Annotated in this window: 1 protein-coding gene; it reads right to left on the bottom strand. The window is 69.5% G+C overall.

The annotated features are described in order from the left end of the window. Positions 1-16: 16 nt before the first annotated feature. A complete protein-coding gene (locus tag ACFP3R_RS37535; RefSeq protein ID WP_380643802.1) occupies positions 17-889 on the bottom strand; it encodes an IS5 family transposase in 873 nt (290 codons plus the stop codon). Between the last annotated feature and the right edge of the window lie 120 nt (positions 890-1,009).

Raw genomic sequence — 1,009 nt, 5'->3', positions numbered from 1 at the left:
AGTGCCCGTTTCCGAGCTACTGAGGTTGGGTGAGTCGGCGGGTGGTGATGCGGATCATGGCCCAGCGGACCATGGCTTCGTGGTGGTGGGGTAGGCGTTCGTAGTCGCGGACGCAGCGGCGGTGTCCGGTGATCCAGGCCAAAGTCCGCTCCACCACCCACCTCCTCGGCAGTACGGTGAAGTACGGCAGGGCAGGACGTTGGACGATCTCCACCACAAGGCGGAGTGTCTTTCGGGCCCAGCCGATCAAAGAACCGGTGTAGCCGCCGTCGGCCCACACCAGCGCGACCCGTCTCCCGGCAGAGTCGCGCATTCGGCGCAGCAGGCTGCGGGCTGCGACCCGGTCCTGCGTCGAGGCCGGGGTCACCAACACCGCCACCAGCAACCCGATGGTGTCCACCACGATGTGCCGCTTGCGACCGGCGACCTTCTTCCCGCCGTCCCAACCGCGGGTCGCCCGGCCGACGGTCTCCGCGGCGCGCACCGACTGCGAGTCCATCACCGCCGCCGACGGCGCCGCCACCCGCCCCTCGGCCAGGCGGACGCGGTCGCGCAACGCGTCCAGCAGCCGCTGCGACGCACCGACCCTCTCCCACAAGGCGAAACGCTTGTAGACCGTGGGCCACGGCGGAAAGTCCGCCGGCAGTGCCCGCCACTTGATGCCGTTGTCGACCACGTACAGGATCGCGTCCACGATCACCCGGCGACAGTGCTTCTCCCACCGCCCACCGCGACCGGCCAGGCACGCCGGATCGGGCAACAGCGGGTCCAGCTCCGCCCACTGGGCGTCGGTGACATCGGTGGGATACCGGGCCGTGCGTGCGGTGGGCTGGTGGGACGCGGCCAGGCGGCAGCACGGGGTACCCGCGATGGAACCGCCCGCGGGCATCGGGCACGATAACAACGGAACTCCTGGCAGAACGGCGCTTCGACAACGTCCGATCTACCAGGAGTTCCCCGTCTGTGCACCAAAGGCCCCTTCACCTGCGCAAGCTCGGAAACGGGCACT

This window comes from Saccharothrix lopnurensis, from assembly GCF_042658445.1.
Lineage (GTDB): Bacteria > Actinomycetota > Actinomycetes > Mycobacteriales > Pseudonocardiaceae > Actinosynnema > Actinosynnema lopnurensis.
This window is presented reverse-complemented; position numbering and strand designations above follow the sequence as displayed.

Bases quoted from the DNA above. Each gene is read 5' to 3' on its own strand.
- ACFP3R_RS37535 (WP_380643802.1), bottom strand. From the start codon at position 889: ATGCCCGCGGGCGGTTCCATCGCGGGTACCCCGTGCTGCCGCCTGGCC.